This window comes from Lapillicoccus sp., assembly GCF_039935575.1.
GTDB lineage: Bacteria > Actinomycetota > Actinomycetes > Actinomycetales > Dermatophilaceae > Lapillicoccus.
In genome coordinates, this window is sequence record NZ_JBDTKA010000103.1 from 1 (window position 1) to 7,108 (window position 7,108).

9 protein-coding genes are annotated in these 7,108 nt (G+C 70.5%); 4 read left to right on the top strand and 5 right to left on the bottom strand.

Translation table 11 applies throughout. The annotated features are described in order from the left end of the window. Positions 1-233: DUF3000 family protein (locus tag ABI385_RS12580; protein WP_348104091.1), on the bottom strand; the 233-nt coding region annotated here is incomplete at its 3' end. A gap of 62 nt (positions 234-295) precedes the next feature. On the opposite strand from ABI385_RS12580, the gene ABI385_RS12585 reads away from it, so the two are divergent. Beyond that, complete coding sequence (locus ABI385_RS12585) at positions 296-1,120, top strand: DMT family transporter (protein WP_348104092.1); 825 nt, start codon at positions 296-298, stop codon at positions 1,118-1,120. Between the two features lie 57 nt (positions 1,121-1,177). Further along, entirely contained in the window at positions 1,178-2,242 is a 1,065-nt protein-coding gene (gene hemE / locus ABI385_RS12590; RefSeq protein WP_348104093.1) for a uroporphyrinogen decarboxylase, read from the top strand. 17 nt (positions 2,243-2,259) lie between these two features. On the opposite strand, the gene ABI385_RS12595 is transcribed toward hemE, so the two are convergent. Beyond that, complete coding sequence (locus tag ABI385_RS12595; RefSeq protein WP_348104094.1) at positions 2,260-3,372, bottom strand: DUF4349 domain-containing protein; 1,113 nt, start codon at positions 3,370-3,372, stop codon at positions 2,260-2,262. 116 nt (positions 3,373-3,488) lie between these two features. Here ABI385_RS12595 and hemG point away from each other — a divergent pair, with 116 nt between their 5' ends. Next, positions 3,489-4,955 carry a protoporphyrinogen oxidase gene (gene hemG / locus ABI385_RS12600; RefSeq protein ID WP_348104095.1) on the top strand — a complete coding sequence of 489 codons (1,467 nt, stop codon included), beginning with the start codon at positions 3,489-3,491 and terminating at the stop codon, positions 4,953-4,955. Positions 4,956-4,959: 4 nt separating this feature from the next. Next, a complete protein-coding gene (hemQ, locus tag ABI385_RS12605) occupies positions 4,960-5,661 on the top strand; it encodes a hydrogen peroxide-dependent heme synthase (RefSeq protein WP_348104096.1) in 702 nt (233 codons plus the stop codon). Between the two features lie 65 nt (positions 5,662-5,726). Here the strand turns inward: hemQ and msrB are convergent, their stop codons facing one another. The 3 genes from msrB to ABI385_RS12620 all read right to left on the bottom strand — a co-directional run bounded on the left by msrB (position 5,727) and on the right by ABI385_RS12620 (position 7,105). Further along, on the bottom strand, positions 5,727-6,179 hold the full coding sequence (gene msrB / locus ABI385_RS12610) for a peptide-methionine (R)-S-oxide reductase MsrB (RefSeq protein WP_348104097.1): 453 nt from the start codon (positions 6,177-6,179) through the stop codon (positions 5,727-5,729). Positions 6,180-6,320: 141 nt separating this feature from the next. After that, positions 6,321-6,854, bottom strand: coding sequence for a DUF488 domain-containing protein (locus ABI385_RS12615; RefSeq protein WP_348104098.1), 534 nt, complete (start codon positions 6,852-6,854; stop codon positions 6,321-6,323). A 110-nt stretch (positions 6,855-6,964) separates the two neighbouring features. After that, positions 6,965-7,105: a DUF2945 domain-containing protein gene (locus ABI385_RS12620; RefSeq protein ID WP_348104099.1), complete on the bottom strand. Its 141-nt coding sequence runs from the start codon at positions 7,103-7,105 to the stop codon at positions 6,965-6,967. Between the last annotated feature and the right edge of the window lie 3 nt (positions 7,106-7,108).

The window sequence follows — 7,108 nt, forward strand, 5'->3', positions numbered from 1 at the left end:
GGGCCGGGTGCCGACGGGTCGTGCAGCAGCACGAACCGCCCCGACGCCAGCTCCTCGTCGCCCGAGGCGGAGGTGAGCACGTCGGCGGTGAGCGCGACGGCATACGGGGCGATGCGTTGTGGTGCCGGGACCTCGGTCAGCCGCACCTCAGGGCGGAGCCGGGCCTCCCGCAGAGCGGAGATGGCCCGAGCGAACTCGGCGGGCTGCTCGCCGGAGAGGGATCGACCACGCACTCTCTGAGAGTAGGTCGGCCCGACCCACAGGGACAGCAGGGCTCGCCGGTTACGGTGAGCCAGTGTCCGCGCTGCTGGCTCTGCTCTCGTCCGTGGTGTGGGGCACCAGCGACTTCGTGGCCGGCCTGAAGGCGCGCACCCTGGCCCCGTTGGCCGTCGTCGGGTACTCCCAGCTGGTCGGGTTCGTCACGCTGAGCCTCGTCGTGCTGTTCGGTCACCCCCTGGCACCGGGGCCATGGGTGGGGTGGGCGCTGGCGGCCGGGGTCGGCGGGGCGATCGCTCTCGCGGCGTTCTACTCGGCGCTGGCCACTGGCACGATGAGCGTGGTGGCACCGATAGCCTCGCTCGGGGCAGCCGTGCCGGTGCTGCTCGGGGTCGTCACGGGCGAGACGCCGAGCGCAATCGCCTGGGTGGGCATGGGCGTTGCCGTCCTCGGCACCGTGCTGGCCAGCGGTCCCGAGATCCAGGCGGGCCTGTCGGTGCGACCCGTGGCGCTCGCCTGCGTGGCCGCCGTCGGGTTCGGGTTCGTGCTGTTCTGCATGGACCGAGGGTCGCGGGTCTCACTCGTCTCAACCCTGTGGGGGATGCGGCTGACCAGCCTGGCCCTGTATGCCGGTCTGGCGGCGGTCCGGCGCAGCACCGGTGGCGTAGGTCGGCGGGACTGGCCGGTCTTGCTGTTCGTCGGCGTGGCCGACCTGAGCGCCAACATCCTGTTCGTCTCGGCGTCGACGCAGGGAATGGTGAGCATCGCTGCCGTCCTCGGCTCCCTCTACCCGGTGATGACGATCATGCTCGCCCGTGCCTTCCTCGGTGAACGGCTGCGGTGGGTCCAGAACGTCGGCGTGGGTCTGGCGCTGCTCGGTGTCGTAGCAATCGCGACCGGCTGACGAACGCTCGCGGCTGCCGTACTGCGCGCACCGTCCGGGACCTGCGCGCGTGTGATGATGTCCGGCGTGAGCCCGGCCGTGAACGAGACGTCCGATCCGGCCGAGAGCACCCTGGTTCGGGCCGCGCGGCGGCAACCTGTCACGCATACCCCGGTGTGGTTCATGAGGCAGGCCGGGCGGTCCCTGCCGGAGTACCGAGCCCTACGCAAGGGCATCCCCATGCTCGAAGCCTGCCGGCGCCCCGCCATCGTCACCGAGGTCACGTTGCAGCCGGTCCGCCGCCACGGGGTCGACGCCGCGATCTTGTTCAGCGACATCGTCGTCCCCCTCGCTGCGGTCGGCGTCGACCTCGATATCGTGCCTGGGACAGGGCCGGTCATCGCCAAACCGGTGCGTACCCGCGAAGACCTCGACCGCATTCCTGAGCTCACGCCCGAGCACGTCCCCGACATCTCCCAGTCCGTTCGGCTGCTCGTCGGCGAGCTGGGCGGCACGCCGCTCATCGGGTTCGCCGGCGCGCCGTTCACTCTGGCGTCCTACCTCGTCGAGGGCGGCCCCAGCCGCAACCACGAGCGCACCAAGGCCCTGATGTACGGCGACCCCGGGCTCTGGCACGACCTGTGCGACCGCCTGGCGCAGATCTCCGGTGCGTTCCTGCGCGTCCAGGCCGAGGCCGGGGCCAGCGTCGTCCAGCTCTTTGACTCATGGGTCGGGGCGCTGCCCCGTGCCGACTACGAGACGTTCGTACTGCCGCATTCGACCCGGGCCCTGGCGGCCGTCGCCGACCTCGCCGTCCCCCGGATCCACTTCGGCGTCGGTACCGGTGAGCTGCTCGCCTCGATGGGCTCGGCCGGAGCGGAGGTGGTCGGCGTCGACTTCCGGGTCTCGCTCACGGACGCGTTGCGCCGCCTCGATGGCCGGTACGCCGTGCAGGGCAACCTCGACCCCGCGGTCCTCTTCGCTCCGTGGGCTGTCGTCGAGGCTCAGGTCCGCCGGATCGTGGACGAGGGTCGAGTCGCACCGGGGCATGTGTTCAACCTCGGCCACGGGGTGCTGCCGGACACCGACCCCGCCGTTCTGACCCGAGTCGTCGACCTCGTCCACGAGATCTCGCAGCGCTGAGCACCGAGGTCGACGCCTCACGAGATGACAGCGGCGGGGTCCTCCTGGTCGGCACGCGCCTGTGCCCGGGCGCGGGCCGCAGCCTCCGCGTCGGCCTCGGTCCGAGCCCGGGCGAGGACTTCGGCCTGGGTCCGAGCCGAGCGACGACGACGCCACCAGACCAGGGCCGGGCCGACGAACACCGCGACCACCCCCAGGGAGGGCAGGAGGGCTCCGAGCACCGTGAGGAACCCGCCGCCGAACCCGAGGAACGCCTGCCACCCGCTGCGGAGCCCGCTGAGGAACCCCCCGCCGTTGTCCTCGGTCGGGGTCGCCGAGGCCGCTTTCGGGGTGAGGGTGACCGTGATGGTGGAGGCGGCCACCTTGGCGTCCAGGGACTTCAGCTGGGCCTCCATCGAGTCGAGGTCGGCCTGGCGCCGAGAGAGCTCGGTCTCCAGCGTGACCAGCTGGTCGATCGCGGTGGTCTTGGCCATCAGGGCGCGGAGCTGGTCGAGGCTGGCGCGCAGGGTCGAGGCCCGCGACTGCGTGTCCACGTAGGTCGACGTGACGTCCTTGCTCGAGGAGGTGCGCTGGGTCGCCGTGCCGAGGGCAGCGAGCTGGTCGAGCGTCGTCTCGAGCTGGTCGGCGGGGACCGCCAGCCCGAAGACGGCGGACGGCCCGGAACCCGGCGGGCGCGGTGTGACCGAGCCGGACGGGTCCGCAGGGTCGGCTCTGCCGGCTGTGTTGCCGCTGCGCGCGGCCGAGCTGTTCTCCGACATGACCGCGCCTCCGACCTGGAGGGCGATCCGGCGGACGTCGGCCGCTCGCCGGGTCACGTCGTCGACCTCGACGTCGAGGGACGCCGTGCGCACGATCTTGTCTCCCGTGACCACCGACCCCGACTGACCACTCTGGGCTGGACCCGACTGGGCTGGACCCGACTGGCCGGCCTGAGCCGGGTCGCCGCCTGCCGCCTTGGCATCGGGGGCAGCCGGAGCGCCCGGAGCCACCGCCACGGCCCCTGACCCCGACGCGGCCGAGCCTTCGGATGCCCCTCTTGACGAGCAGCCGCCGAGGGCCAGCGCAGACACAAGCGCAGAGAAGAGCACGAGAGCGACGGCGTACGGAGCGGAGCGAGGCTGGACGCGCATGGCATACCTCCTGGTTCGGAGTGGAACGTTCCTGTCACTGCACATGACCCGTGCAGAGGTGGAGCCGTTCCACCCGCCCGGTCTCGGTTTCGCAACGGGTGGCAGGGTGGCTCGACGTGACGCAGACGACCGACCGGCCCCCTGACCCGGGCCACCGTCGAGCGCGCGTCGTCGTCGTCGGCGGCGGGATCAGCGGACTGGCCGCAGCGTGGGAGCTGAGCCGCGCGGAGCCGGCTCTCGACGTGGTCGTCCTGGAGTCGACGAGCACCGTGGGCGGCAAGCTGCGGCTCGGCGAGGTAGCCGGTCACCGGGTCGATGTCGGGTCCGAGTCGGTTCTCGCGCGACGACCTGAGCTCGCGGCCTTGGCCGCGGAGGCCGGTCTGGCGGACGGGATCGTGCACCCGACCGGGGTGTCGGCCTCGATCTGGACCCGAGGTCGGCACTGGTCGTTTCCCGCGGGCAGCCTGATGGGCGTCCCCGGTGACCCGGCGGCAACAGCGGGCATCCTCGACCCCACCGAGGTCGACAGGGCGCAGCACGAGCGGGTCGGTCCGCCCCTCGAGACCGACGTCTCGGTGGGTGAGTTCGTCGAGGGGCGGCTCGGGACGGCGGTGGTGGACCGGCTCGTCGAACCCCTGCTGGCCGGCGTGTATGCGGGGCATGCCCGGCGGCTGTCGCTCCAGGCCGCGCTGCCCGCGCTGTGGCCCGCGGCGAACGAGGGCCTGTCGATCACCCAGGTGGCTCGCGACGCAGCCGGCGCCGGCACGGCGGTGGCGTCGCGCGGGCCGGTGTTCGCAGGCTACCGGGGCGGTCTCGGGGAGCTTGCTCAGCGGCTGTCCTCGGCGTTGCTCGTCCGCGGCGTCGAGATCAGGACGTCGACGACCGTTCGCGAGCTGGTCCGGACCCCGCGCGGCTGGGCGCTGACGAGCGGCCCGACCACCCGTCCCGAGCGCGTCGAAGCCGACGGAGTCGTGCTGGCGCTCCCTGCCACGCCCGCCGCGCGGTTGCTGCACGCAACCGCGCGGGCGGCCGCGGAGGTGCTCGCCTCGACCGAGTACGCCTCGGTCGCTATCGTCACCCTCGCGCTCCCGCGTTCGGCCGCCCCACTCCTGGCTGGGTCCGGGTTCCTCGTACCGCCGGTCGAGGGTGTGCGGACCAAGGCGGCGACCTACAGCTCCACCAAGTGGGCCTGGGTCGACGAGCTCGACCCGGCCGTGGTCCTGCTCCGCGCCTCGGTGGGCCGGGCCGGTGAGGCGGTGGTGCTCCAGCGTTCGGACGACGAGCTCGTCGAGCTCGCGGTCGGCGACCTGCGGCGCATCGTGTCGCCGGCCCTTCCCACGTCGGTCGACGCACACGTCCAACGGTGGGGGGGTGGCCTCCCTCAGTACGCCGTCGGTCACCTGGACCGGATGGCGCGAGTGAGAGAGGCGGTTGCGGCCCTGCCCGGGCTCGCCGTTGCCGGCGCCGCCTACGACGGTGTCGGCATACCCGCCTGCATCGCGTCTGGAAGAGCGGCCGCGGTCGCCGTCTTGTCTGCCCTACCCACCCGCGTCCGAGAGGTCGAGCCACGGTTGCGAGGATGAGGCCATGAGCCGCAAGCCTTCACCATCTAGCGTCCGGGAGATCAACTCCTCGCTCCGGTATGCCATGTGGTCGGTCTTCGCGTCCGTCGAGCCGCTGCCGGAGGACCGCAGCACGGTCGCCGACGAGGTCGTCACCTTGGTGGCCGACCTCGCCTCCGAGGGCGTGGTGGTACGCGGGGTTTACGACGTCGCGGGGCTGCGCGCCGACGCCGACCTGATGATCTGGTGGCACGCAGAGACGATCGACGAGCTGCAAGACGCCTACCACCGGTTCCTGCGCACCGAGCTGGGCAAGGCGCTGGAGCCGGTCTGGTCGGTCGCCGCGCTGCACCGACCGGCGGAGTTCAACAAGAGCCACGTCCCGGCGTTCCTGACGGGGGAGGACCCGAAGGCCTATATCTGCGTCTACCCGTTCGTGCGTTCCTATGACTGGTACCTCCTGGACGACACCGAGCGGCGCGACATGCTGGTCGAGCACGGCAAGCTGGCGCGCGACTTTCCCGACGTACGGGCCAACACCGTGGCCGCGTTCGCCCTCGGCGACTACGAGTGGGTGCTGGCCTTCGAGGCGGACGAGCTGCACCGCATCGTCGACCTCATGCGTGAGCTGCGCGCCTCACAGGCGCGACGACACGTGCGCGAGGAGGTGCCGTTCTACACCGGTCCTCGAGTGGAGATCGCCGACCTGGTGGCCAACCTTCGCTGAGACGCAGAACACCCCTCTGTGGGAGGTCCGACAGAGGGGTGCCTGCGCGGCGCGGCGCGGGTGGCTCAGGCCTTGGGCTCCAGCCGGATGCTGATCGAGTTGATGCAGTACCGCTGGTCCGTGGGGGTGCCGTAACCCTCGCCCGCGAAGACGTGGCCCATGTGCGAGCCGCAGTTCGCGCACCGGACCTCGGTCCGGGTCGAACCGAACGAGCTGTCCTCGATGTACTCGACCCGGTCCTCGGCGAGCGGCGCGTAGAACGAAGGCCACCCGCAGTGCGACTCGAACTTGGTGTCGCTGCGGAACAGCTCGACCCCACACGCACGGCAGGAGTACACACCCTCGGTCTTGGTGTCGGTGTACTCCCCGACGAACGGCCGCTCAGTGCCTGCCTCGCGCAGGACGTTGAACTCGGAAGGACTGAGCTCACCGCGCCAGTCGTCGTCGGACTTCGTCACCGGGTATGCGGTGCCGGCCGGGTCGACGGACGGGAGGGTCTTCTTCGTGAACAGGCCCATAGTCGCACTCTCCTTTGCTCTCTTCTTCTTCGACGGTCACCTCGTCCAACATCGGCCGGTGCCCCAACGTTCCCGACCGGACGAACCTGCCCCGGGCCGTAACCAGCAGGCAATGAGCGGGCGGTCAGGCCACCACGCGGGCTATGCGGGGTAGGTCAGTCGCCCCTTGTTGTCGAGGGTCGGAGGGGCCCCCCATTGACCGAGCGTGTGTACGCGCGGTTCGGCGCCCCCGATGAGATGCCGCACGGTCCAGCCGCGTGCGACCAGCGTGTTGGCGATGAGCAGACGGTGACAGCGCCACGGCATCGGCTCTGCACACATGACGACGACGCGGTGACCAGCCGTGAGCTCCTCCAGCCGCGCGATCCCGTGCTGGAAAGCAGGCGACAACGTGTAGTCCGCATAGTTCTTGAAGCTCGCGTTCTTCCAGCCCGCATTGACCTCCACTGCTAACTGCTGTTTGGGACGCCGGCCGCCCAGCTCGTCGAGGTGCACGTACTCGATGGCGGCCTCGGCGAGCCAGGCGGGCATCAGGTCGTGTCCGAAGTGTGGGCTCTTGCGTGACCCCGGATGGGCTCGGACATCGACCAACAGGTCGATGTCCTGGTCGGTCAACAGACCGATGAACGTCGACTCCGGACATGTCCAGTGCCCAATCGTCCAGATCTCGCGCATTAGGTCAACCGGCCTCGTCGATCGCAACCTCGGCCCTACATCTAGCTCATCCCCGAACGTACGTCATTCGTCCAGGAATGGCCACGACAGGTGCGGCTGCGCTCAGGTTGTCAGAGCTTTCTCAGCGCATCGCCCTTGTGCATAGCCACGTGGTCTGTCTTGTCGCTCTTGATCTCGTACTGCGGCTCGTCGGGACTGCAGCGCCGAGTGTGGCCCTTGAAGTCCACGTCTTTCGTGTGGATTTCAGTGATCGT